Here is a 25,161-nt window from a genome sequence, read left to right on the forward strand (position 1 = left end):
TACATGTTATATCTTTTAGGTATTAATCATAGGACGGCGGACGTCGCAGTACGGGAAAAGATCTGGTTTTCAGATAACGAGATACGTACGTTTTTACCGGCAGTGAAGGAAAAGTTTTTTGACGAATGTTTTATGATTTCAACATGCAATAGAACAGAGTTATATGGTGTAACAAAATCTGAGATTCTTGACACTTCAGTAGAACAACTGACGTCGGAATTGACCAAGGAAATACTTACCACAAAAAAAGCATCGCCGATTGTTGGGGAAAAGCACTTTTATCACTTAAAGGATATTTTCGCTGTTAATCATTTGTTTAAAGTCGCAACTGGTTTGGATTCGATGATTTTGGGAGATGTGCAGATCTTAAATCAGATTCGTGATCACTATGCAATTGCCGCCGAGTCAAAAGTGAGCGGATCGGTGATGAATAAGCTTCTTCAATCGGCGGTTCATGCCGGGAAGAGGACGAAAACAGAAACAGAGATATCAAAAGGTGCTGTATCGATAAGTTATGCTGCGGTCGATCTTGCAGCAAAAATCTTTTTTGACCTATCCCAAAAAACTGTTCTGTTGATCGGTGCCGGTGAAACTGGTGAACTGACTGCAAAACATCTGGTTGCTCGCGGAATTGGCAAATTATTGATTACAAACCGCACATTGAAGAAAGCGGAAGAAGTTGCGGCGACTTTAAACGCATCACCGGTTCCCTTTGAATCATTTATGTCAACTTTTTCTGAAGTTGATATTGTTATCTCTTCCGTTGGCGCAACGGATTATGTGTTGAATGCTCAACAATTCAAAAATATCAATAAAGGACGAAGGCAATCCCCCTTATTGATCATCGATATCGGTGTTCCCCGTAACGTTGATCCGGACATTAATAAATTTGAAAACATCTTCTTGCATGATCTCGATTCTCTTTCCCACATTGTAGAACAAAATCATGCACGTCGAAAATCGTGCATCCCTTCAGTCAATGCGATTATGTTAGAAGAATTGACTGAATTTAATCGCTGGTATCAATCACATGCTATCGCTCCAACGATCGATCGTTTGCGTGAGTTATATGATACCATCAGACAAGAGGAATTGGATTATCACATCCATAAATTCAGTGAGAAGGATAAAGAAACAGTCGAACTGGTTACACGAAGAATTATTCACCGTCTGATTCAACTGCCGGCTTCTGAATTGCGAAATGGAAAAGGGGACACCAGGCAGCAGAAGGAAGCAAAACTCCAAGCTATTCGCGATTTGTTCGGCCTTTATCATCATTCACAAGAACAATCACAACATACCGAAAAGACAGAACGTGCGGAATAATACAATCATTATTGGTTCACGGGCCAGTGCGTTGGCTCTCTGGCAATCTGAACACGTTGCCTCTTTACTTCAACAATTACATCCTTCCGTTACCGTTGAGATTAAAAAAATTAAAACGACCGGTGATATCATTTTGGATTCACCCCTTTCAAAAATTGGTGACAAAGGACTCTTTACAAAGGAATTGGATCGGGCATTGCTTGACGGAGAAATAGATCTGGCCGTCCATAGCTTAAAAGATGTGCCGACACAGTTGAATCCCGGATTGATTCTTGGTGCGATATCCGAACGGGAAGATATTCGAGATGTCTTTATTTCTCATCCGCGGAAAAAATATTCATCGTTGAATGATGTTCCGAAGGGTGGGATGATTGCAACAGGGAGTCTGCGGAGAAAATGCCAATTGCTTCATCACAGGCCGGATTTAACCATCATCGACATCCGTGGGAATCTAAAAACACGAAAAGAAAAACTTGAACAAAGTGACTGGGATGGAATGTTGTTGGCAAAAGCAGGAGTGACCCGTCTTGGCTGGACATCAATGATTTCCGAAGTATTTTCACCTGCGTTCATCCTTCCCGCAGTCGGGCAAGGGGCGTTAGGAATTGAAGTCCGGGAAAATGATGCTGAAATATTGAAATTGATTTCTCCGTTAGGACATAAAGAAACATACCAAGCAACACTCGGTGAACGTGCGCTGCTCCGTCATCTTGAAGGAGGCTGTCAAATACCAATAGGGACGTATGGCAGAATAGAGCAAGGGAAATTCTTTCTGGATGCAATGGTCGGTTCACTAGATGGGAAAAGGATTGTAAAAGGATCGGTCAATGGCGTTCCGGAAGAATCGGAGACACTCGGCACTGCGCTTGCAAAGGAATTGATGTCAAACGGAGCAAAAGAGATTTTGGAAGAAATACGGAAGTCTGCGTCGTGAGCGATGATCGTAATGCCAATCAGTTACCTCTTCGAAACAAGACAATTGCTGTCACCAGAGGAATAGAGCAGGCGAAAGATTTTTCTCAACTGTTGGAACAATATGGTGCACAGGTTATTCTTTTCCCTACGGTCGAAATTATAGAGCCGAAAACATGGAGCGAATGCGATACTGCAATTGCTGTAATGAGCACATATGCGGGAATTATTTTTACCAGTGCCAATGCGGTTAAGTGTTTTTTTCATCGTGCGGAATATCATCTTAGCATAGAGCAAATGAAAAAATGCAGATTGTATGTGGTTGGTGAAAAAACGAAATCAGAAATTGATCGATACGGGATGGAGACAGAAAAAATACCGGAAACATTTTCAGCGGAACAATTAGCTCAGGAAATTGTGCGTAAATCAGTTGCAGGGGAACGGTTCTTGTTTCCAAAGGGAAATCTTGCAAAGAGTGATATTGAAACGGCTCTTTCTTCACATGGATTAAGGGTTGATTCTATCACGATCTATCGTACGCAGGAACCGCCGTTTACTGATGAACGGAAGAAGATGTTGAAGACGATAGAAGAGAAAGCGAACATGATAACATTTTTTAGTCCTTCCAGTGTTGCTCATTATGTTTTGCGTGCTACGCAACAGGCGATAAAAAATATAGATGTTGCTGTTATCGGTCAAACGACAGCCGATGCTGCTCGGCGCGAAGGAATGAATCTTGTGCTGGTTTCACCACATTCAACGGCGGAAGCATTTGCAAAGGCGATCCGAAACTATTATACAACTTAACATGAAAGAAGATGTTCACTTGAAAAATGATCTGTTACTACGAGCTGCACGAAAACAATTTGTTGAACGAACCCCGGTCTGGTTTATGCGGCAAGCAGGCCGGTATTTACCTGAATACCGTGCAATTCGGGATAAAGTAGATTTTCTCACCTTATGCAAAACGCCCGATCTTGCTGCCGAAGTGACTGTGCAACCGGTCGATCTGGTCGGTGTTGATGCTGCAATCATTTTCTCCGATATCCTCGTGATTCCGGAAGCAATGGGCATGGAGTTGATAGTTGAAGAAGGAAAAGGGGGACCGCGCTTTCCTTCTCCGATACGTACTGTCGACGATATAAATAAACTCCACACAATCGATCCGAACAAAGAATTGCGATATGTGATGGATGCCCTGCGCGTGACGAAAGAACGACTGCAAGAGAGAGTTCCGCTGATTGGTTTCTCCGGTTCGCCATGGACACTGGCAACGTATATGGTAGAAGGAAAAGGATCAAAGAATTATCGCTACATTAAAGAATTAATTTTTTCCCATCCGCAGCAGGCGCATATCTTGTTGCAGAAACTTGCACAATCAGTAGCTGATTATCTTTCTGCACAAGTGGATGCAGGAGCAAATATCGTTCAGATGTTTGATACGTGGGGTGGAATACTGGGACAGGAAGAGTTTGAAGAATTTTCACTCCGTTATATTCACCAGATCGTTGAACAGGTGAAAAAGAAAAATGTCCCGGTCATCGTGTTCTGTAAAGATTGCGGCCACTCGCTTAAAAAGATCGCTGAGATTGGTGCGGACGTTGTAGGGTTGGATTGGACAACAGATATTGGAAAAGCACGGAATGCCATTGGAAACAAGGTCGCGCTGCAGGGAAATCTTGACCCGACAATGTTGTTTTCAACTCCAGAGCGGATTGAACAAGGTGTGCAATCGATTCTTCAAAAATATGGTAATGGATCGGGGCATATCTTTAATCTCGGACACGGGATTCTTCCCGAAACACCGGTAGAAAATGTGAAGGCATTTATTAATGCAGTGAAGACACACAGCATGCAGTATCACAAGAAAGCGAAATAAGTCGATGAAACAGTTTGAATCAATTGATGTTGCACTCTTAAAAAAATACTCCGGGCAGGGACCGAGATATACCAGTTATCCTACTGCACCTCTATTTTCAAAAGCATTTGGTCCGAAAGAATACAAGGAAGAGATTCTCAAGACGAACTCTGCCGATGAAAATGCAGATCTTTCCCTCTATTTTCATTTTCCATATTGCGACACACTCTGCTATTTCTGTGGCTGTACAATGCTTGTTACTCACGACCAGAGTCTCATTAATAAATACAATGAGTATTTGAAAAAAGAGATTGAACTGGTCGCACCAATGATCGCTCGAAACCGCAAAGTGACACAGCTGCACTGGGGCGGGGGAACGCCATCGTATCAGGATCCGAAAGAGATTCTCAATATCGGTTCGTTCATTAAAAATCATTTTCATTTTGACAACGATATTGAAGCGAGCGTGGAAATTGATCCGCGCGGGCTGACATATGAACATATGAAAGCATTGCGTGAAAGCGGCTTCAATCGTGTGAGTATGGGTGTGCAGGATTTTAACGAAAAAGTACAAGAGGCAGTTAATCGAATCCAGCCTGAATCGATCACACGGGATGCAGTGAATTGGAGCCGCAGTCTCGGTTTTACCAGCATCAATCTTGATCTGATCTATGGCCTGCCGTATCAAACATTAAAAACGTTTGAAGAGACGGTGGATAAAGTAATTGATATTTCGCCGGATAGAATTGCCGTCTTCAATTATGCTCATGTTCCTTGGCTAAAACCGCACCAGAAAGTGATCAAGACTGAAACTCTGCCAACAGTGGAAGAGAAGCTCGAAATTTTCAAGATGACAATAGAAAAACTTCTTGATGCCGGTTACTGGAATATCGGCATGGATCATTTTGCAAAAAAGACCGATGAGATGTCGATTGCACAACAAAATAAAACGTTATACCGCAACTTTCAGGGATACTCTACAAAAGCCGGATGTGATCTGTATGGATTCGGAATGTCTGCTATCGGTCACTTCAGGAATTCATATCACCAAAATTTAAAAACAGTAAAAGAATATACCGATGCAGCTGGAAAGAATGAATTTGCAACGACGCTCGGATACAGAATGACCGATGATGACCACATTCGGAAAGATGTGATAATGCGGATCATGTGCGACATGGAACTTGATATCCCGTCGGTTGAAGCAAAACATAAGATTAATTTTCGGGATTACTTCGCACCAGCCTTTAACAAATTGACACCGTTCATTGATGATGGTCTGGTAACTCTTGAACCGAATAAGATATTGGTTCACGGTCTTGGCAGGCTTGTCATCCGGAATATTGCCATGTCATTCGATGCATATATTGATGCCATGATGAAAGAAAAACCGATCTTCTCTAAAACTGTTTAGTCATTTATGAATAGTAAAAAAGAAAAAATTGCCGTTGTGCTGCTTCAACTGGGGGGACCGGACAGTCTTGAATCGGTAGAACCATTTCTCTATAATTTGTTTTGTGATCCGGATATCATTGATATTCCAGGAGCATTTCTGTTTCGGAAATCATTGGCCCGTCTCATTTCATCCCGTCGTGCACCCAAAGTACAGGAATTATACAAACGGATCGGCAAAAGATCTCCAATTTTCAAACAGACGACACTTCAGGCAAAGAGTTTATTGGGATCATTAAGAGAGAAGGGGTATAATGTTGATGTGCATATTGCGATGCGATATTGGCATCCTTTGACAGCCGAGATTGTAAAAAACGTTATGGCATCAAAACCAGATCGGATCGTGTTATTGCCTTTGTATCCGCATTATTGTAAAGCAACGACCGGGTCAAGTGTGAATGAGTGGAAACGCGCAGTGAAAGAATTAAAGCTTCCGAGTATTCCCACGACTCTTGTTGATCACTATTACGATCACCCACTTTATATAGATGCCATTGTAAAGCGGATACGCTGCGCGCTAAACCGTGTGCCGAATAACGAAAGATCAAAAGTGCAGATTGTGTTCAGTGCTCATGGCACACCAATGAAATTAGTCCGCGATGGTGACCCTTATTCGCATCATATCCGAAAAACGTACGAACTGGTTGTAGAGCGCGGACAATTTGGACTTCCCCATATGTTATGTTTCCAAAGTAAGGTCGGCCCGCAAAAATGGCTGACCCCTTCATTGACCGGAACAATCGAACGATTAGGACATGAGGGAGCAACACATCTTCTTGTTGTGCCGATTGCATTTGTTACCGACCATATCGAAACTCTTTCCGAAATCAACATCGAAGCGCGAGATGAGGCAATGAAATTAGGAGTGAAATACTACGACATGATGCCCGCGTTGTTAACGGATGAACTGTTTATCGGATGTTTATCGGATCTTGTAGAGAAAAAATTAGCTGCAAAATAATGACCTCTTCTCAAATCACAATCATTGGCGGTGGAATTTCCGGACTGACGACAGCGTGGTGGCTTCGTAAGCAGAGTTATTCAATCAAAGTTCTGGAGCGTGATGCGACAGTCGGCGGAACGATGAAGACTATCCGCAACAACGGCTGGCTGATTGAAACCGGTCCGAACAGTGCGCTGGAAACATCTCTGTTATTTAAAACGTTGTTCGCTGATCTTGGTTTATCCGATCAACTTGTCTATGCAAATCCTGTCGGAAATAACCGATACATTTTACGCAACGGTATGCTACACCCACTTCCAATGTCTCCGGTAAAATTCTTACGAACCAACTTATGGTCTTTGTCAGGGAAAATTCGATTACTGAAGGAACCGTTCGTTGGAAGAGCAAAAAAAGAAGAATCGATTGCCGAATTTGTCGAGAGACGTCTTGGCAAAGAATTGCTGGACTATGCGATTAATCCATTTGTTGCAGGAATATTTGCTGGTGCTCCGGAACAATTAAGTGTGCGTGCGGCATTTCCTAAATTATATGCCCTTGAGGAAAAATATGGCGGTTTAATTCGAGGGCAAATTGGTGGGGCTCGCGAGCGGAAGAAACGGGGAGAAGTGGCAAAAGACCGGGCACAAATGTTTTCATTCAAAAATGGAATGCAAACATTGCCGGATGCAATCGCTAAGGCATTGGGAAATGATATCCAAACTTCATCAAATGTTGAAGGGCTGGAGTACGACGAAAAAGGGAAACGATATGTTCTTCGTTATTCTACAAAAGGATCAGTGCACACACATCATACAGATAGCATTGTCTTTGCCGTTCCGGCCTCAGTTGCAGCCCGATTGATCGAACCATTTGATGATACGTTGTCCAAAAGTATTGACAATATTGTTTATCCTCCAGTAACAGAAGTATTTGTTGGCTACAAGTCAAAACAAGTACACCGTCAATTAGACGGTTTCGGATTTTTGATTCCCGCAAAAGAACAACGGCAAATTCTTGGGGTCATCTGGTCTTCCACATTATTTGAAGGAAGAGCTCCCGAAGGATCAGTTGCTCTAACAGTTTTTGTGGGAGGATCACGGCAGCCGGAGTATGCTCTTCGGAATGATGCCGAACTTTTGCAAACTGTAAGTACCGAATTGAAGGAATTGATGCAAGTGGATGGCGAACCTGTTTTTACGCACATTACCCGGTGGGAGAAAGCAATTCCGCAATACCATATAGGGCATCTCAACATTGTGGAGCAAATGAAACAATTTGAAGAACGTCACCCCGGAATTTTCCTTTCCGGTAATTATCGTGATGGGATTAGCGTAGGTGATTGTGTGATACAATCCGGGAAAATAAGTCAACGAGTTAATGAATATCTTGCTTCACGAACAACATTATGAGGCTGCCATGGCTGATACAAAAATAACAATTGAATCGAACCAACGTCTTCGCAGAATGAGAATGACTCCTGCGTTTCGCAGTATGGTGCGGGAAACGGAGTTAGCACCGAACGATTTTATTTATCCATTGTTCGTCGTTCCGGGAAAGAATATCAAACGAGAAATATCATCAATGCCTGGTGTGTATCAACAATCCATCGATGAGCTAGTTAACGATAGTATTGAAACGTATAAATTAGGAATTCCCGCAGTGATTCTTTTCGGCATACCGGATCATAAGGACGAGGTTGGCAGCGGAGCATACGACGAAAACGGAATTATTCAACAGGCAGTCCGGGCTTTAAAGAAAGAAGTTCCCGAACTTGTCGTTATCACCGACGTATGTCTCTGCGAATATACTTCGCACGGGCATTGTGGTATTGTTCATGGTGACGAGATTGTCAACGATGCATCAGTGGAACTGTTAACGAGAGAAGCATTGACCCATGCACAGGCGGGCGCAGATATGATTGCTCCGTCCGATATGTTCGACGGTCGTGTCGGTGCAATTCGCAAAATATTGGATGACAATAATTTTAAGAATACTCCGATTATGTCTTACGCTGCAAAATACGCGTCAGGATATTATGGACCGTTCCGAGAGGCGGCTGAAAGCACACCGAAGTTTGGTGACCGCCGTTCGCATCAAATGGATCCGGCAAATTCTAACGAAGCGCTCCGTGAAGTGGAGCAGGATATTCGTGAAGGGGCTGACATTATTATGGTGAAGCCCGCTCTTGCGTATATGGATATCATCCGCAGAGTAAAGGATACATTCAATATTCCTACCGCAGCGTATAATGTCAGCGGCGAATATTCAATGATTAAAGCGGCCGCGCGAAATGGCTGGATTGATGAAGAGCGAGTAATGATGGAAACACTCATCGGTATGAGGCGTGCGGGAGCCGACCTTATCTTAACGTATTTTGCAAAAGATGCCGCAAAAGTATTGGCGAGGAAATAAATCCATGAACACAAAAAAATCCGATACATTATTTGAAAGAGCACAACAATTCATTCCGGGAGGAGTCAATTCACCCGTGCGGGCGTTTAAATCTGTCGGCAGGAATCCTGTCTTCATAAAAAAAGCACTCGGTTCAAAAATGTGGGATGAAGATGGAAATGAATATATCGATTTTGTCGGATCATGGGGTCCGATGATACTCGGACATGCACATCCGCTCATTATTGAAGCGATTCAAAAAACCGCAATTGATGGAACAAGTTTTGGAGCAGCAACGGAACGTGAAGTGGAAATGGCCGAACTAATCCATTCCATAATGCCTGCAGTGGAAATGGTTCGAATGGTGAATTCAGGTACGGAAGCTACAATGAGTGCTATCCGTTTGGCTCGCGCATTTACCAAACGAAACAAGATCATAAAATTTGACGGATGTTATCACGGTCATGCCGATTCATTTTTAATTAAAGCGGGATCAGGTGCGGCAACATTCGGTGTTCCGGATAGTCCCGGTGTTACATCATCGGTAGCTAGTCAAACGCTTGTTGCAGATTTTAATAATATCCAATCGGTTCAAGCGCTTGTCGATGCTCATAGAGGAGATGTTGCGGCAATCATTGTCGAGCCGGTTGTTGGAAATATGGGATGTATTCCACCACAAGGAAATTTTTTGACTGAACTTCGCACCTTATGTACTCGAGAAAATATTCTTTTAATCTTCGATGAAGTGATGACAGGTTTTCGTGTAGCACTTGGAGGAGCTCAACAATTATATAATATTACACCTGATCTTACCACACTCGGAAAGATCATCGGTGGCGGCCTGCCAGTGGGAGCGTATGGAGGAAAGAAAGAAATCATGCAGCAGATTGCACCTTCAGGTCCGGTGTATCAGGCGGGAACCTTGTCGGGGAATCCATTGGCGATGGCTGCAGGTATGACGCTATTGAACATCTTAAAAAATGACAGTTCGATATACACGCAATTGGAGCAAAAAGGATCAACATTAGAGAAACAGATTCTGCGTATCGCGAAAGATAAAAATCTTCCCCTTACGGTGAACAGAGTCGGATCAATGTTTACCCTATTCTTTACCAAAAACGAAGTGCATAATGCGAATGATGCACGGAGTTGTAATACAGTGAAGTTCGGTGAATATTTTCGGCTCATGTTGGAACAAGGAATCTATCTGCCGCCGTCTCAATTTGAAGCAGCTTTTATTTCGGCATCGCATTCGGAGGAGGATATTGAACGAACAATCCAATCGATACAGAAATGCCTCATGACGATATAGTTGACACATAAATCAGTTGCAGTGCTTAACAAAAAAATACGGCTAAGATGTTGGTATTTTCTTTATAAGTAAAAACGTAGTTGTGGGACTGGAACGAGGCACACACTGAAGATTATTTTAACAGTAAACTTTTTTTCATTTCGGCAAAACCTCCGGATTGCAATCGATAAAAATATACCCCGCTAGAAACATTGTTTGCATTCCATTGAAGTTCTTTCCACCCGGCAGATTGTTCATTATCCATTAACATTGCAATCTCACGCCCAAGAATGTCGTGAATGGTCAGTTTCACATGAGCAGAATAGGGTACCGCATATCGAATGGTTGTGATGGGATTAAACGGATTGGGATAATTTTGTTCCAATTGAAAATTTTCCGGAAGAATAACTGAGGCGCCATTGTGCACACTCAATCCAATATCGTCGATATCATCCTTATATGTAAAAATCAGTTGTGGTCGAACGGCACTCGATGAATTTTCTTTTGAATAAAAAACTTTCGTTCCATTCTGTGCTATAGGATCTGGCTCCTTCAATAATATTCCGAAATTTTCAGCAGGATTTGTTTTCCAATAATGAACATAGTCTGTAATATCCCACGCAAACTCGCTTTGAGTATTGCTGTTGACGGTAACCACAGATGAATATGAAGGAGTAATATCTCCTCCGGCAGTATTCCAGGTAAGTACATTATATTTTGCGCTGTTCCATGTAACCATTTCTGGATCGGCAAGGCTCCCGTCAATTCCGCTTTTTGTTCCTTCATTCCACGGTGTCAATACGCGATAGGAAGCCAATTGTTTTTCAATGGAACCGTTTCGATTATCAGCGAGCGTAAGAAGTAATTCTGCTTTTACCAGACTGCTATCGACAATCTTAATTCCGGTAAGATCAAATCGGATTAACGCCGATTTATCATCATTATTACTACTACCTCCGAAACGACAAGCCTCAAACAGGTCATTGCCTCCCATGTTGTTATTGGGCATGTATTCGGCAATATGTGTGTCAGTTGTTCCATTGTAACCATTCATCCCTTGCTGTAGTATGACTTTCATTCGTCGCGGCATTGTATACGAGAATTCTACTTTGTTCAAAACATTGTGCTGATCACTTTGATCGGCAATATTAGATATTGCCAATGTGTATTTTGTTTTCTTTTGATGCTTCGACGTGTAGAGGGTTACTCCATTCTGTTGCATATTCGATACAATTTTTCTGATCGTGATCCCTCCGGAAATGGAATAGTTTGCCGGATTTTCTGCACTCGAACCATTCGTTCCAAGCAAGACCTGCTCATCAAACTGCACATAGAGTGTTGAGTCTGTAAGAATGGAGACTGTATCGACTTTTGGTGCTATTTTGTCGAGTCCGAGATAAACAGAAATTATGTGTGCTGATTGATTATCGGGAAGTCGGACGAACGTGCTTTTGAGCTGTTCATCGTAACCCCATGCTTTAATGGAGTAATTACGAACACTGTCTGAAGAAACATATGAAATCAATTGTCCATCAACTGTTACGGAGTCGGGCATATGAGTGAAACAAAAATCAGCAATATAATCTCGTACGGGAGTAACATATGAACCTGCAGGAGCACCGATAGAGATTGTTGCTTTATCATTATTTCGTTGATGTGAGAATATTCTGTTTGTATGGATTCCTTTTTCATAATCATAATTCGTTCCATTATCCTCATAGAGAATCGTTGATCCCGATCCAATTCCAAAACCTTTTAAGACGAGAATGTTCTGTGTGTTCGGATCATCCACAAATGCTCCTACCTTTGCAGTTGGAATAACCGATCCGGATTTGATGAAATACGGGATATCTTCTTTTGTCACCGAAACGTTAACATATGCTGGCCCATTAAAAACTTGTCCGGTAACAGCATCAATCCATTCTCCTTCAGGAAAATACACATTGGCAACAGTAGCTCCCTGTGCGACGATTGGGTAAACGAGCATGTTATCGCCAAACATCCATTCGCTGGATATATTGATGACTTTCGCATCCTGAGGATAGTCAAAGATCAAGGGACGAACCATGGGAATTCCGAGCTCATGAGTTTTTCGAGCTGCAGAATAAATATATGGGAGAAGTTCGTACCGCAAACGGATATATTTTTTTGCGATCGCTTCCGCTTCGGTTCCATAATTCCACGGTTCCCGTTCCTGATTCAATGTTCCATGCACCCTGAAGATCGGAACAAACGCGCCAAACTGAATCCATCGGTAATAATTTTCCGGTGTAGGATTGCCATTGAATCCTCCGATGTCCATTCCCCACCACGGAACACCGAGATTGATGCTGGAGAGCATAAACAGGCGTTGATTTGCCATACTGGCAAAACCTGTATTGATATCTCCAGACCATAAGCCATAAGCGTACCGTTGTGCCCCCAGATAAAAATTTCGATTCAGTGAAAAAACTCTTCGATCATTAAATAAGCGTTGCCCTTCGTATTCTGATGATTCCATATAAAGAGTCATCAAATTTCCGCCATACTCATCACTCTCATCATTCCAATATCCGATAATGCCATTTTGATATGCACCGCCTTTATTCACGAACGAATCCCAATACCAATTCCGTGTTTCCTTTTTTCGAAAATCTAATCTTCCAACTTGTTTTCCGCTGAAATAGTCATTGACATAATCAATGAAGAGGCCATTGTCTTTCGCGTAATTTCCTTGAACAGTTCCTGTGTGGATACGAGGTTTACGAATTCCCATAAGTTTTAATCCGACAGAATCCATGTCATGTTTTAATTGACCAGAAGGGGCGGAAGGAAACTTATCACCGAAACGGAATTCACCATAATTATCTGAACCCCATGCCATCCAATCAAAATCCAGAATGTAAGCATCAATCGGAATTTCTTTTGTACGGTAGGATTGAACATTCGACCGTAATTCATTTTCATCTATTCCCCATTCTGTATTCATAAATCCAAATGTATACTTCGGAGGCATCGGCGCTCTACCGGAAACATCCGTCATTCCTTTAAAGATTTCCTTTGGGGTTCCAAAAAGGAAAAATACATTAATATCAATTTTATTGGTTTCCGAACTCTGCACATATTGTACGCTCGATCCTGAAATTGAAATCGACCCTCCATCGGTATCCATCATCATCCCCCAACCATCTGTTGTCCAGACAAAGGGTGCTCCTGCGCCACCTTGAGCTCCAGCATCAATCTTTGCTCCATTGTTCTTGGTGAGACTTCCGGTAGCATTGTTATCGATGCCGTAAAAATTATTACCGATTGCGTGCAGAAAAAGTCCGTTGGAAATAAATCCGCCGCTTGCCGGTTCATTAAAAAGGAGTTTACCGCTTGATTCGTATCCCGCAAAACGAAGCGGTGATCGATGTATTTCAAGTAAAAATTTGCTCGTTTTATAGATGATAGGATCAGATGAGGTGTCGATGATTGCTGAAGAGTATGTCCAATTTGTATCACCCAAAACTGGCGTATCATTATTTTTTATACGATTCGGTCGGAAATTTACCTGGACCACATTATCGGATATAGCCCTGATGACTACTTGGTCTGAAGTGCAGTTTAGTATCAGTTGATTCTGTCGGATCTGAATCTCAGTCAGATTTCCGATCCCCTGTGCAATCGAAAGTGAAGAGATAAAACATAAAGTGAGAGAAATACGGAGTGTAAATCCAAAGGTACTTTTCATAATGTAAATTCTATCTTTGATAGTGAGTAGAGTGAGATATCCTAATCTAAAAAAAGATATATTAATATACTCAATTTGTTCAGCCATTCATATTTGAAGGAGTCGATGGAGCTGCATTTTCCAAGCGCGTTACAAAATTGAAAAATTACTATGAGCAAACAATACGATATAATAATTGTAGGGGGAGGAATTATTGGTTTGGCGACCGCACTACAAATTCACATTAAACAGTCATCGCGTAAAATTCTCATCCTCGAAAAAGAATCTGTTGTTGCTCAACATCAAACCAGTCATAACAGCGGAGTAATCCATTCAGGCATCTATTACAAGCCGGGAAGTCTGAAAGCCAAAAATTGTGTAAGCGGTTATCAAAAGATGGTGCAATTTTGTCGAGAAAATGAAATTAAACACGAAATATGTGGCAAGATCATCGTTGCAACATCTGACCAAGAAATTCCTCAATTAAACAAATTATTGGAAAGAGGCCTTGCTAACGGACTTGCCGGATTAAAAGAATTATCGGCCGGCGAGTTAAAAGAAATTGAACCGCACGTTAATGGCATCCAAGGTATTTTTGTTCCGCAGACCGGTATTGTAGATTTTGGTGAAGTTGCCAATACCATGAAGTACATTCTCTTGAATGGAGGAGTGGAGATTCGTTGCGGAGAAAAAGTGATTGGTATTCAAAAGGAAAATAATGGCTCTCTTGTCCAAACACGACAAAGTGAATATTTTTGTAAAGTGATTGTTAGTTGTGCAGGATTACATTCCGACAGGATAGCACGATTGACACAAAAAGATCTCCGTTTGCGAATCATTCCATTCCGCGGCGAATACTATACAATAAAAACAGAGAAAAAATATCTTGTAAAAAATCTTATCTATCCGGTTCCCGATCCTTCATTTCCATTTCTCGGTGTTCACTTTACCAGAATGATCCATGGTGATGTCGAGGCTGGACCAAATGCCGTATTTGCATTTGCTCGTGAAGGATATACTCGTTCCAGTTTTAATGTGAAAGATATTTTTGAATCTGTTGCATGGCCGGGATTCCGATCGATTGCCAGAAAATATTGGCGAATGGGTGCGGGGGAATTTTATCGTTCATTGAATAAGACGGCATTTACGAAAGCGCTACAGAAATTGGTTCCGGAAATTACCGAACAAGATCTTGTTGCAGGCGGTTCCGGTGTTCGAGCTCAAGCGTGCGATTATGATGGAAACTTACTCGATGATTTTTATATTCTCGAAGAGACATCAACTATCCATGTCTGTAATGCACCCTCTCCGGCAGCGACTTCTTCATTATCCATAGGCGAATATATTTCGGAAAGAGTGTTTGGCCATGTTTAGATTCATGAAAAAGGTGTCATCAAATCTATTGAGGAATCTATAACAAATACAACCACTTAGGAAAATACTTCCTGTTGATTCTATATTTATTTATTCGTCAGTACGTTTGTAACACGAAAGTCTTAAATCGTTGGTTCTTGTCGTGAATTGGATCTCATGATCGTATAATAAATTCCTTGTTTTCAGCTTGCTTTGTCTATCCACCGGTGCAGCCCGGTATCAATTTCAAAATTGTAATCGTAAAATCTATAGTATAGCGGATAATGCATGGACTACAACAGGAGTTTGCTGTTTGTTCAGATATTAATTCACAAATTCAAAATTATCTTTTACTCTAATATCCTCCGATGAAGCTCCGATCATTATATCAAACTCGCCGGGTTCAGCTACCCACTGTAATTGCTGATTATAGAACGAAAGCTTTTCCTTATCAATCACAAATTGAATTGTTTTACGCTCACCAATCATAAGTTTTATCTTCTTAAAATCTTTCAGCTCTTTGACGGGCCTGACAATTGACCCAACTTTATCCCTGAGATATAACTGCACGATTTCTTCTCCGGTAGATTTTCCTGTATTGGCGATTGTTACAGAGATTTCAATTTTTTCAGTGCTTGTCATTTTCTTTTTATTCAGTTGCAAATTGCTGTATTGAAACGTGGTGTAGCTTAATCCATAACCAAACTCATACTTTGGATAGATGGATAAATCTGTATAGGAAGAATTATAATTATGATTATTATCATTGATAGCAGGACGGCCAGTGTTAAAATGACTGTAATAGATCGGTATTTGTCCAACGCTTCTAGGGAAAGTCATTGTAAGTTTAGCGGCAGGAATATAATCCCCAAACAACACATCGGCAATAGCATTTCCTGCTTCGCTCCCTAACCACCACGTATATAATATGGCGGGAGCATTGTCAGCAGTGAAATTAAATACTAATGGACGGCCGGTATTTATTAAAACCACCACCGGTTTTCCGGTTGCAAGAAGTTCCTTCAGTAAATCTTCCTGTACGCCGGGAATAGAAATATCACTGCGGCTTTTCGCTTCTCCGGTCATATCTCTTCGTTCGCCAATACTGAGAATGACAACATCGGCCTGTTTTGCAGCGTTTATAGCTTCGGCAAATCCATTCTTATTGGTTCCCTCAATTTCACAACCTTGTGCATACAGCAATGTTGTTCCTTTGCCTATTTTATTTTTTAGGCCTTCCCATTGGGATACAATAAAGTTAGAATCAACTCCCGGCAGTTCGATATCCCAGAATCCTTTGTTTTGTTTTAGAGGTTTCACCAACGGACCGATGAACGCGATTGTTTTTGTATTCTTGGATAAGGGCAACAAATTATTTTCATTCTTTAATAAAACAATACTTTTTGCAGCAATTTCTCTTGCCGCTTTGGCATGTTCAGGATTATGTAATGCTTTTTGTTCTCGTTCGGCATTGCAAAATTTGAAAGGATCATCAAACAAACCGAGCTCAAATTTCTTCCGTAAGATTCTTCGAACTGCATCATCAATCAAATCAGTCGAAACGTTCTTATCTTTTACCAATTGCATCAGATGATTTTTGTAATTGCGGCTTTCCATATCCATATCACTGCCAGCGGTAACTGCGGATAAAGCTGCTTCATATCCATTTGTTACATTACCATGATTGATCATTTCACCAATGGAGCCCCAATCGCTGACGACAAATCCTTTAAATCCCCATTTTCCTTTGAGAATATCTCTTTGTAAATAAGAATTTCCTGTTGCAGGAACTCCGTTAATATCGTTGAATGAGTTCATGAATGTTGCCACTCCTGCATCAACAGCAGCTTTGAAAGGGGGAAGATATACTTCCCATAAAAGTCTGTCGCTCATATCAACGGAATTATAATCTCTTCCTCCAATAGCGGCACCGTATGCCGCAAAATGTTTAGCGCACGCCATAACTGAATTTACATCTCCCAATGTATTTCCTTGGAAACCTTTTACTCGTGCGGACGCAATCAGAGAACCGAGATATGGATCTTCGCCGGCACCTTCCATCACTCTTCCCCAGCGAGGGTCGCGAGCAATATCAACCATTGGTGCAAATGTCCAATGGATGCCTCCGGCACTTGCTTCCGTTGCAGCAATTCTTGCCGATAATTGAATAGCATCCAAATCCCAGGAGCAAGCTTCGGCCAATGGAATTGGAAATGTAGTTTTATATCCGTGAATAACATCCTGTCCGAATAGGAGCGGTATTTTCAAACGAGATTGCATTGCCAGTTTTTGCCAGCTTCTTGTCCGTTCAGTCCCCAAGCTATTCAGCAATGAACCTAACTGTCCATAACGAACTTGCGTTCCTTTGTCATTATCTACTGTTACGGGACCCGTCGCTTTCCAATCGTCATTGTATTGATTCATTTGACCGATTTTTTCTTCAAGATTCATTAACTGCAAAACGGAATCAATGCGTTGATCGATTGATTTTTGTTGAGCCATTGCGGTGAACACAATGATAAAAGATATCCACAATATTTTTTTCATGTTTTGTCTCTATAGTAACCAGTAGCGCTATTGAATTAATAGATTAACGTTTGAATTCCTCTTGCAGGGATAGTTTGCACCGCTGAGTTAGAACCAACGACAAGTTTGTACGTTACAGGTACATCGGATTGATTCATGACAACTGTAACCATTGAACCATCCACATTGACAAATGTTGTGCTAAGCAATAGACTGCGGCTGCTGACGGTGCTAACGCGCTTCGCATTTGGACGGATGAATTTTGAAAAATGGCCGATATAATAGTACGAAGGGGTGAAGATCAATTCGCCCGTTATTGTATTTGCATGTACAGGAGAAAAACAGAAATTGCCGACATGGTTCGGTCCTCCATTTTCATCTAACAGAATATTCCAATCAGTCCAGCCTACTGTTCCATTGTTGAAATCATTGATCATTGACGTCCCATACCGTTCAGCGTTCGGCCAGTATTGATAACGCTCTGCGTTAAAACTCTCAACGCATCCTTCAGTAAAGAGAAGTTTTTTGTCGGGATATGATTCGTTCACTGCTCCGACGTTGTCAAACATCGGTGTGCCGCCAGCCCAAGTTTCATACCAGTGAAATCCTGTACCCCATGCATATTTGGCAGCTTCGGGATCGTTGTAGATTACATTGACTCTCTGGTTTATTAAATCACGATTATGGTCCCATACAATAATGTTCTTTTCTGAAAATCCTTTTTGTGCCATTGTTGGTCCAAGATAGAGTTTCAGAAAATCACGTTCCTCTTCGGCGGTATAGATGCATGATTCCCATTTTTGTGTTGCCATCGGTTCATTTTGCACGGAAACACCCCACACCGGAATTCCTTCGGCTTCGTATGCGTTGATGAATTTTGTAAAATATGTCGCCCAGCTCTTATAGAAATCCGGTAGCAGCTTGCCTCCTTTAAGCATTGATTTATTATCTTTCATAAAAGCCGGGGGGCTCCACGGACTTGCAAGCAGTGTTAATGTTCCGCCTGCAGTTTTTATTGCCTGCTTGATGAGCGGAATCCGGAAACGTTTATCATGCTCAACTGAAAATGTCTTCAATTCTTTATCACCCTCTTTTACATAGGTATAACTTCCGCTGCTAAAATCTGAACTGTGAATTGTTGTGCGCGCAAATGAATACCCGATTCCTTTAGTGCTGTCATAGTATGCAGTTAACAGTTCCTGCTGTTTGGCGGCCGGAAGCTTTGCAAATACCTCTGCTGAAGCATCCGTTATTGCACCGCCAATACCGAGGAATGTCTGAAAAGTCTTCTGGGGATTGACAAAAATGCAAATTTCTGATTCAAGTGGCTGTATCGAAGGTAGAAAAGGATTTGTTCCTGTGCGTGTTAACCGGTAATCCGTTTTTTCTGCCGTAGTGAATACAGTGATGTCTTTAGGCAAATCTGACTGTTGAGCAGAACATAAAACTGTACCGAGGCAGACGAGAACAAACGATAGTAAATTCTTCATAAATTTTTTCAATAAAGGTTTATCAGAGAAGAGATTTTTGAGACATCAAAGAATCTCCCGAAATATAGTGCAGTGGAATTGTCTCTCTAAAAATAATATGATTCTGTTTTTTATTACACACTGGGATAAGCATAATGATGAGGACTGTTAGCGGAAACAGAAACGATGGATACAAATAATAGCATTACTTCATCCCCAGCTCTTTACACATTCGGTGATAATTCGGCGGGGCAAGTCCCAGTTTTTGTGCAGCATCAGCATCAGATTCACATTTGGAGCGGACGAATTCTATATACTGCTGTCGAACCAAATGTTCTACTTGATGAAGTGAAAGCTGTTCCTGCATCATCTCAGAAATGACTATATGAAAATCTGCCTGAGCCATCTGACCAAAAGCTACACAAATTGTGCCGAGTGGTAAGATTCCATTTCTGGAGAATTTACAAAGGTTTAGATCAGATTTATTATCAAAATGATAGTATTTTCTTTATCATTCTGATATCCCATTTCGTGTGAATTCATGTATCATTCAACCGCTACATGATAAATATTCATATCGCAACACTGCTTTCCAAAATAAGTTATAAGTGAATACAAAATTGGCCATACTACCTCAAATTGGGTAAATATATTTTGATAACAAGTCGTAAGCCCCTTAGTTGTATTGTAGAGATTGTATTAAAGTGCGTGGGTGCCTGCCTGCACTAAAGGTGTCGCTTCGCGAACGTCGAGGTAGGCGAAATTTAGGAGGATTGAGCGAATGGGAAAGCGATGAATGACGGAACTTTTGATGGCGCGATTCGCGCCATCAACGGGCAAGAGCGAACGGTCGACGACTCGACTCGTCGAGGATTCATCGCGTGCGTTAAATTTCGTTCCGCCAAGGGCGGGACTTTTTTTCTTGTGCCACATGAAATGGTTAATTTCTGAACGGCATTCCTTTGGAACTCAGTCAAGAAAAGAAGGGAGCGAAGGATCTTGTTGTTTTTATCAATGTATTTTGGAGAAGAGTGATTCTATGTTATGAGTGATAATTTTGCATTGCTTTATCACAGCAAGTGATAGAAAGTAGTTTTCCATTCGCAAGACTGTAACTAGAAATGGCATCCTTTCGGATGCTATTTCCAGTTGAGTGCCCGGGACTCGGCAAAGATTTACTGTAAATTTAATCGTAGTTAAAGAGATGGAGTATTGATATAAATCGTAATCAAAAGAAAATTTTAATTCCATAAAGTGTTAGTAGGAAATTGGATAAAGCATAAACATGACAATGGGATTGTGCTAGCAGTCTCTTTTTTCTTCTTTAATAACCGACAAAATTGTCTGTTGTTCTGTTATCATCGAATGATGCGTAGAAATATTACACATTTGTGTGTGTTCAAATGACTACCTTATTAATAAAGACGTAACGGAACTATGATGCTAGTGGATTTTATTTCATAAATCCTTTGGATTGCAAATGCGTGAAAGAGGTACTTACGTTTTAAATAAGCATTTAAAATCTGTTCAAGATGTAAAATGCAAACAAAACCTGCGAATTATGTCAACACAAAGTGTGATTACTAAGCTTACAGCAATCATCGTTGATGATGAACTTTACGGTAGGGAAAATCTTAAAAAAATCATTGAAACGTATTGCAGTGAGATAGAAATTCTTGCTTGCGCTGATTCCGCAGTGAACGCAAAAGAACTTGTCGGGATTCATCATCCCGATGTTGTTTTCCTCGATATTAATATGCCGGTGCTCGACGGTTTTGATTTTCTCAATGAATTCAACAACCGGAAATTTATGGTTGTCTTCGTTAGTGCACATGAGGAATTTGGGATCGACGCCGTTAAAACCGGCGCGGTTGATTATCTTCTAAAACCGGTAAATATCAAAGAACTTAAGCAAACGGTAAAAAAACTGCTCATGATCAAAAATAATAAAGAGCAGGAAGTTGAATCTATGGTTGACTCTAATAAAATGGTTCTTCCCGCATCGCATGGATTTACTGTTTTAGAAATTGACGACATCATCCGTCTGGAAGCTGAAGGTTGCTATACAAAAGTTGTGATGAAAAACGGAAAAAATACGACAATAACGCGCACATTAAAAGATTTTGAAGAGTCCGTACCAAAAGATAAATTTTTCAGAATTCATAAATCTCACCTAATCAATTTGAAGTATATCAAAGACTATTCAAATGTCAGTGGAAATATTGTGACGATGACAGATGGCAGCAAAATTGCAATGTCACGCCGGAAAACGCCGGAATTTATACAAAGAGTGAAAGCAGTGATTAATACAGTTTGACTAAAGTAAAATTGTTTTTAGGATTTATACTAATCAATATCCTTCAATTATCTCAACTCAATTCGCAGACACCCTCATATTATCACTACACTTCATCTGACGGTCTTGCTTCCTCTACTGTTTATGATATCATTCAAGATAGAAACGGTTTTATCTGGTTTGCCACAATAAACGGAATAAGCATGTTCGATGGAAAACGTTTTACGACATACAGAATAAACGATGGTTTAAATTCCAATTCAATTATATCTCTTGCCGAAGGGGAAAAGAACGAATTGTATATCGGCAATTATGAAAAGGGGATCAATGTTTTACGAAACGGCCGGATTGAAAAATATTGCAGCGAGATTAACGGAAAAAGTTTTTCTCTATCATATTTATTGCTCGTCCCTTCGGGGAACGATGAACAAAAAATTTACGCCTACCGGAGCGCGGGGTATATAAATTCAATCAGGGGAAATAAAACCGGAAGATTAATTGCTGGTAGTATTAATCCTATTAATATTAAACCCGCCGTTATAGTGAAATTAGAAATGATCAAGAATGGGGAAATAAGAGTTTTAACGACAAGCGGATTATTTAATTTAATAAATGATACTCTTTCAAAATTGTACATTAATGGTTTACCCGATGCTGCGGTTTATTGTCTATCTGAGGGGGATGATGGCAGTTGCTTCATTGGCACAAAAGGGATGATCTATAAGATTAAAAACAATAATGTAATCAGACGATATAAAATAAATTTATCCGGTAATAATGATGTTAACGCTATTTTTTGCGACAAAAATAATAATCTTTGGTTTTCGATTATGAACAGAGGCTTCTATCTGATTCAGAACGGTTCTGGTAACATCATTGATATCGGAAGTAAAATGGGACTGCAGAATACTCTTGTCAATAATTATCTTGAAGATAGTGAAGGAAATATCTGGATAAGCACATTTGGCAAAGGCGTTTATTGTCTCAATAATCTTTATCTAAAAAGCTATAATGAAAGCGACGGATTGAGCAGCAATAATGTTTATTCCATTGTCAAAGAGAAATCCGGGAAATTAATCATCGGGACTTTTAACGGTGTTAACATGTTGGAAAACGGAAGATTCGACCATATCAAAAGCAATTCGGAAAAAACGTTAACGGATTATATCTACAGTATTAAGAATATTAATAACGAATTTTATATAAGCGGTGCGTTCGGTGGAAATGTAGAGACAAATATTCATTACAAAGGGATACAATTTTATATCTTCAATCAGCCATCTTTTTGTAAAATAAGCAATGGAATAAACCTTTTTGGAACAGGGTGGAATTCTATACTCGTCCAAAACGAATTTAATGATAAACAATCGGAATTATTCCGGTTCCATATATATGGAGATAGCACAAGTATAAACCGCGTTCACGATATCTACGAGGATACAAAAAAGAATATCTGGATAGGAACAGGTCTTGGTTTATGCAAAATATCCATCATTCCCGATACATCGGGAAAAGCAGTATGGAAGAAAACATTTTTCCCCTCTTCTCCGGTTCTGAATTCAAAAATAAATTCAATCAATCATGACAATGAAAATAACGTCTGGTTTGCAGGCGAAAATGGAATTGCACGGTATAATCTAAAAAATGATTCGGTCACCAATTACACAAAAATTGGAGGATATGATTTATCCTCTTCAACTTCGCTTGCGTTAGATAGTAAGAAAAGGATCTGGATCGGAAATATAAAGGGACTTTATTTATTTGACGGCAGTTCAATCAAACTGCTTAACAGGCAAACAGGTCTTCCGTCAGACGAAGTATTTTCACTCCATTATGACGACACGAAAAATATTCTCTATGTCGGCACAAGTAACGGGATATCCTTCCTTGACATAACCATGTTCGATAATTATGTTCCTTCTTTACTTGATGTTAAAATAATCAGTATAAAGGCAGGGGATTCGGTTTATACAAACTATCGCGAATTAGTTTTTGAGCCGGAACATCATCATGTGTACATTGATTTTAGAGCACTCAGCTTTTCTTCACCGGGCTCAGTGAAATATAAATATGGTTTGAACGGCAAGTGGCAGGAAACTGACCATGATTTTCTAGATTTTCTTTCTCTTGAGAGCGGAAAATATGAATTGCAGATCATGGCAAAATCTCAGAATAGTTACTGGGGCAAACCATATCATCTCACCTTCGAAGTGCTGCCTCGGTACGATGAAACGATTTGGTTTAAACTAGGGATCATATCAATTGTTGTTTTTATCTCTGTCTTTGCAGTAACGTGGCGATTGAAACTGAACAATAAAAAAAATCGGGAAGAATTGGCGTTAACGGAAAGGATCAACGAGCTAAAACATCAGGCATTATCTGCAATGATGAATCCGCATTTTATATTTAATTCACTTAATTCGGTGCAATTCCTCATCAACAGCCAGAGAAACGAAGAGGCAAATGATTATATCGCAATGATGGCAACACTGATCAGAAAAAATCTTGACACGGCAGGAAACGGATTTATTCTTCTATCAGAAGAAATAAACCGGCTGACACTGTATCTTAATCTGGAAAAACTGCGATTCCAGGAAAGTTTTACATATGAAATTAACACCGGAACGGATGTTGATACGGGTTCTATCATGATACCGAATATGATCATCCAGCCGTTTGTGGAAAATACCCTTTGGCACGGTATCATTAATTCCGGTATGAAAGGACACGTGACAATTTCATTTACATTTGAAGATGTTGATATCGACTCCATCATCTGCCGATCATTAATAATAAAAGTAACCGATAATGGGATTGGAATTACAGAAGCAAAAAAGAATAAAAAAGAAGATCACATTTCAAAAGGGATTCACATTATTGAAGAACGTCTCCGGTTGTTAAGCTCCAAAATGGAGCTTCCTACGCCGATCATGTTCGATGATCTCGGTACCCGCAATGACAATTCACACGGAACAGAAGTAATAATTTCACTTCCCCCGCCGCTCTATAAAATCATTCTTTCCGAATCCGACTCTCCTTCGTCGCTTACCGAGTAATTATTTGAAACACCTTAAGAACTAAATTATTGTCATTACAAGGAGCGCCGCCTGAACAACGTCGTCGGGCAGGAAGCGACGAAGTAGTCTGCTTCATCGAATAAAAACGAGATTAGTCCGTTTTTATGAATCCCATTTAAGGCGGAATTCAAAAAGCGGTACCTCAGCAAAGAACACTTCTCAATGACACCATCGTGATAGTATTCAAATACCTCTATTTACTCCTACCGTTCGTTTACTAATACCTACCGTTAAATTAATTAAACGTACCGCAAGCTTGTTAGCTATTGTAGCACCTGCACATTTTCTATAGGTTCCAATACACCGTATAATGACAAAATAAAAACCATAAAAACGCTGATGAGTATATTCACAAAAAAAACTCCAAAGTCCGCACCTCTTTTAATTATAAAAAAGAATGCCGATGACGGCAATGTAAAAGAATTCAGATCTTTTGAGGAAGCAATCGCTGATCTGGAGCATGATCCGAATGTTTCTGCTGAAAAAATAGAAAAGTTACGAGCGTCATTAAAAAATTTGAAGAACAAAACTTCAATTAAAATCAGGAATGGTGAAATACTTTGAAGAAGCAAACAA

Annotated in this window: 17 protein-coding genes; 13 read left to right on the plus strand and 4 right to left on the minus strand. The window is 40.5% G+C overall.

Features of this window, described 5'->3' with window-relative positions:
* The first annotated feature begins 3 nt into the window (after nucleotides 1–3).
* Genes hemA through hemL form a run of 9 tightly spaced genes read left to right on the plus strand, consistent with a single transcriptional unit; the run spans nucleotide 4 to nucleotide 10,194 of the window.
* A complete protein-coding gene (gene hemA, locus WDA22_01840) occupies nucleotides 4–1,326 on the plus strand; it encodes a glutamyl-tRNA reductase (GenBank protein ID MFA5832193.1) in 1,323 nt (440 codons plus the stop codon).
* Nucleotides 1,316–2,260, plus strand: a complete 945-nt coding sequence (hemC, locus tag WDA22_01845; GenBank protein MFA5832194.1) for a hydroxymethylbilane synthase — start codon at nucleotides 1,316–1,318, stop codon at nucleotides 2,258–2,260. The genes hemA and hemC overlap by 11 nt, the downstream gene beginning before the upstream one ends.
* Nucleotides 2,257–3,045, plus strand: a complete 789-nt coding sequence (locus WDA22_01850) for a uroporphyrinogen-III synthase (protein ID MFA5832195.1) — start codon at nucleotides 2,257–2,259, stop codon at nucleotides 3,043–3,045. Before hemC ends, WDA22_01850 begins: the two co-directional genes overlap by 4 nt.
* Nucleotide 3,046: 1 nt before the next feature.
* The gene (hemE, locus tag WDA22_01855; GenBank protein MFA5832196.1) at nucleotides 3,047–4,117 is read left to right on the plus strand and encodes a uroporphyrinogen decarboxylase; all 1,071 of its coding nucleotides are present in this window, start codon (nucleotides 3,047–3,049) and stop codon (nucleotides 4,115–4,117) included.
* A gap of 4 nt (nucleotides 4,118–4,121) precedes the next feature.
* The gene (gene hemN / locus WDA22_01860) at nucleotides 4,122–5,510 is read left to right on the plus strand and encodes an oxygen-independent coproporphyrinogen III oxidase (GenBank protein MFA5832197.1); all 1,389 of its coding nucleotides are present in this window, start codon (nucleotides 4,122–4,124) and stop codon (nucleotides 5,508–5,510) included.
* Between the two features lie 6 nt (nucleotides 5,511–5,516).
* Nucleotides 5,517–6,509, plus strand: coding sequence for a ferrochelatase (gene hemH, locus WDA22_01865; protein ID MFA5832198.1), 993 nt, complete (start codon nucleotides 5,517–5,519; stop codon nucleotides 6,507–6,509).
* Nucleotides 6,509–7,900: a protoporphyrinogen oxidase gene (hemG, locus tag WDA22_01870; GenBank protein ID MFA5832199.1), complete on the plus strand. Its 1,392-nt coding sequence runs from the start codon at nucleotides 6,509–6,511 to the stop codon at nucleotides 7,898–7,900. The genes hemH and hemG overlap by 1 nt, the downstream gene beginning before the upstream one ends.
* Before the next feature lie 7 nt (nucleotides 7,901–7,907).
* Nucleotides 7,908–8,903, plus strand: a complete 996-nt coding sequence (gene hemB, locus WDA22_01875; protein MFA5832200.1) for a porphobilinogen synthase — start codon at nucleotides 7,908–7,910, stop codon at nucleotides 8,901–8,903.
* Nucleotides 8,904–8,907: 4 nt separating this feature from the next.
* Nucleotides 8,908–10,194: a glutamate-1-semialdehyde 2,1-aminomutase gene (hemL, locus tag WDA22_01880; GenBank protein ID MFA5832201.1), complete on the plus strand. Its 1,287-nt coding sequence runs from the start codon at nucleotides 8,908–8,910 to the stop codon at nucleotides 10,192–10,194.
* A gap of 112 nt (nucleotides 10,195–10,306) precedes the next feature.
* Here the strand turns inward: hemL and WDA22_01885 are convergent, their stop codons facing one another.
* Nucleotides 10,307–13,885: a TIM-barrel domain-containing protein gene (locus WDA22_01885; protein ID MFA5832202.1), complete on the minus strand. Its 3,579-nt coding sequence runs from the start codon at nucleotides 13,883–13,885 to the stop codon at nucleotides 10,307–10,309.
* A gap of 150 nt (nucleotides 13,886–14,035) precedes the next feature.
* Here WDA22_01885 and lhgO point away from each other — a divergent pair, with 150 nt between their 5' ends.
* The gene (gene lhgO, locus WDA22_01890; GenBank protein MFA5832203.1) at nucleotides 14,036–15,238 is read left to right on the plus strand and encodes an L-2-hydroxyglutarate oxidase; all 1,203 of its coding nucleotides are present in this window, start codon (nucleotides 14,036–14,038) and stop codon (nucleotides 15,236–15,238) included.
* A gap of 303 nt (nucleotides 15,239–15,541) precedes the next feature.
* Here lhgO and WDA22_01895 read toward each other — a convergent pair whose 3' ends face one another.
* The 3 genes from WDA22_01895 to WDA22_01905 form a co-directional block, all read right to left on the minus strand.
* The gene (locus WDA22_01895; protein MFA5832204.1) at nucleotides 15,542–17,764 is read right to left on the minus strand and encodes a glycoside hydrolase family 3 N-terminal domain-containing protein; all 2,223 of its coding nucleotides are present in this window, start codon (nucleotides 17,762–17,764) and stop codon (nucleotides 15,542–15,544) included.
* A gap of 35 nt (nucleotides 17,765–17,799) precedes the next feature.
* Nucleotides 17,800–19,233: a glycoside hydrolase family 30 protein gene (locus WDA22_01900; GenBank protein ID MFA5832205.1), complete on the minus strand. Its 1,434-nt coding sequence runs from the start codon at nucleotides 19,231–19,233 to the stop codon at nucleotides 17,800–17,802.
* A gap of 184 nt (nucleotides 19,234–19,417) precedes the next feature.
* Complete coding sequence (locus WDA22_01905) at nucleotides 19,418–19,618, minus strand: hypothetical protein (GenBank protein ID MFA5832206.1); 201 nt, start codon at nucleotides 19,616–19,618, stop codon at nucleotides 19,418–19,420.
* Between the two features lie 1,155 nt (nucleotides 19,619–20,773).
* Here WDA22_01905 and WDA22_01910 point away from each other — a divergent pair.
* From WDA22_01910 to WDA22_01920, 3 genes are all read left to right on the plus strand, one after another.
* Nucleotides 20,774–21,529 carry a LytTR family DNA-binding domain-containing protein gene (locus WDA22_01910; protein MFA5832207.1) on the plus strand — a complete coding sequence of 252 codons (756 nt, stop codon included), beginning with the start codon at nucleotides 20,774–20,776 and terminating at the stop codon, nucleotides 21,527–21,529.
* Complete coding sequence (locus tag WDA22_01915; protein MFA5832208.1) at nucleotides 21,526–24,564, plus strand: two-component regulator propeller domain-containing protein; 3,039 nt, start codon at nucleotides 21,526–21,528, stop codon at nucleotides 24,562–24,564. Before WDA22_01910 ends, WDA22_01915 begins: the two co-directional genes overlap by 4 nt.
* A 360-nt stretch (nucleotides 24,565–24,924) precedes the next feature.
* Nucleotides 24,925–25,149: a hypothetical protein gene (locus tag WDA22_01920; GenBank protein MFA5832209.1), complete on the plus strand. Its 225-nt coding sequence runs from the start codon at nucleotides 24,925–24,927 to the stop codon at nucleotides 25,147–25,149.
* Nucleotides 25,150–25,161: the final 12 nt, after the last annotated feature.

Source organism: Bacteroidota bacterium, assembly GCA_041658205.1.
GTDB lineage: Bacteria > Bacteroidota > Ignavibacteria > UBA10030 > UBA8401 > UBA8401.

Bases quoted from the DNA above. Each gene is read 5' to 3' on its own strand.
- WDA22_01910 (MFA5832207.1), top strand. From the start codon at position 20,774: ATGTCAACACAAAGTGTGATTACTAAGCTTACAGCAATCATCGTTGAT.
- hemN (MFA5832197.1), top strand. From the start codon at position 4,122: ATGAAACAGTTTGAATCAATTGATGTTGCACTCTTAAAAAAATACTCC.
- hemA (MFA5832193.1), top strand. From the start codon at position 4: ATGTTATATCTTTTAGGTATTAATCATAGGACGGCGGACGTCGCAGTA.
- hemB (MFA5832200.1), top strand. From the start codon at position 7,908: ATGGCTGATACAAAAATAACAATTGAATCGAACCAACGTCTTCGCAGA.
- WDA22_01895 (MFA5832204.1), bottom strand. From the start codon at position 17,764: ATGAAAAAAATATTGTGGATATCTTTTATCATTGTGTTCACCGCAATG.
- WDA22_01905 (MFA5832206.1), bottom strand. From the start codon at position 19,618: ATGGCTCAGGCAGATTTTCATATAGTCATTTCTGAGATGATGCAGGAA.
- hemE (MFA5832196.1), top strand. From the start codon at position 3,047: ATGAAAGAAGATGTTCACTTGAAAAATGATCTGTTACTACGAGCTGCA.
- WDA22_01920 (MFA5832209.1), top strand. From the start codon at position 24,925: ATGAGTATATTCACAAAAAAAACTCCAAAGTCCGCACCTCTTTTAATT.
- hemG (MFA5832199.1), top strand. From the start codon at position 6,509: ATGACCTCTTCTCAAATCACAATCATTGGCGGTGGAATTTCCGGACTG.
- hemH (MFA5832198.1), top strand. From the start codon at position 5,517: ATGAATAGTAAAAAAGAAAAAATTGCCGTTGTGCTGCTTCAACTGGGG.
- lhgO (MFA5832203.1), top strand. From the start codon at position 14,036: ATGAGCAAACAATACGATATAATAATTGTAGGGGGAGGAATTATTGGT.
- WDA22_01885 (MFA5832202.1), bottom strand. From the start codon at position 13,885: ATGAAAAGTACCTTTGGATTTACACTCCGTATTTCTCTCACTTTATGT.
- WDA22_01900 (MFA5832205.1), bottom strand. From the start codon at position 19,233: ATGAAGAATTTACTATCGTTTGTTCTCGTCTGCCTCGGTACAGTTTTA.
- hemL (MFA5832201.1), top strand. From the start codon at position 8,908: ATGAACACAAAAAAATCCGATACATTATTTGAAAGAGCACAACAATTC.